Below are 1,054 nucleotides of genomic sequence, written 5' to 3' on the forward strand. Positions count from 1 at the left end.
CCGCCTCGTGCAGGTGGACAAGCCGGCAGGCGATGACGACAAGCGCGCCGTCGAGCACACCACATACGACGCGCTCGGCCGCATGGTGGCCAGCACCGACGCGCTCGGCAACGTGAACCGCCTGTCCTATGACAACGGTGGCAACCTGATCGGCGAACGCCACGCCGACGGCGGCGAGGTGTCGCACACCTACAACGCCTACGGTGAACGGCTGAGCACGTCGACGAACGGCAACCGCACCGAGTTCCGCTACGACAACATGAGCCGCTTGCGCCAGGTGATCCACCCGCAGGTGAGGCGCGTCTGGACCAGCGAGGACGAGAACCTGCGCGTCATCGCCGATGGCTCCGTCCCGTTGACCGAAACCTTCGGCTACGACGAACTCGGCCGGCGCACGAGCGTGCGCAACGGCAACGACGAGGTCACGCAGTACGCCTACGACCTGCGGGGCAACGTCGTGCGCACGATGGTGGCCGGCGTCGTGACGTCGCAGTCGCTGTACGACAGCCGCAACCGCAAGATCGCCGAGGTCGACGCCAACAAGAACTCCACGCTGTGGGAGTACAGCTACTTCGGTCGCCTCATCGATCACTCCGACCTGGGAGGCGCCCGCTACACCTACACCTACGACGGCCTCGGCCAGCTCAAGCGCCGCATCGACGACCACGCGGTGCACAAGGTGAGCGTGTATGCCTACGACCTGGCGGGCAACCGCCTGCTCGAGCAGGTGTGGCAGGCCGACCCCGGCACGCCGACGCTGGGGCTCACCTACCAGGAAAACCTGATGGCCTATGACGCGGCCAACCGGCTGCGCCTGGTGACCGGGCTCGCGGGTGCGCGCATCGAGTACACCTACGACGCCAACGGCAACCGCATCCACCAGTGGGGCCGCTTCCACACCGGCGGCGTGAGCGGCGAAGAGGGCGAAGGCCCGCGCTTCGACTACTGGTCGGCCTACGATGCGATGAACCGGCAGGTCGTGGCCGAGGGCGTGCTCGGCACGGCTGCCACCGGCGTGCCGGGCGTGCAGCGCGAGTACGGCTACGTGACCATC

At 67.7% G+C, this 1,054-nt stretch carries 1 protein-coding gene; it reads left to right on the forward strand.

Annotated features, from left to right (window positions below; all coding sequences use genetic code 11):
* Positions 1 to 1,054, forward strand: a 1,054-nt coding sequence (locus E8D38_RS28030; protein WP_140637632.1) for an RHS repeat protein, incomplete at both ends; no start/stop codon positions are given.

Origin of the sequence: Methylibium rhizosphaerae (assembly GCF_006386545.1) — a bacterium.
Lineage (GTDB): Bacteria > Pseudomonadota > Gammaproteobacteria > Burkholderiales > Burkholderiaceae_C > Pseudorivibacter > Pseudorivibacter rhizosphaerae.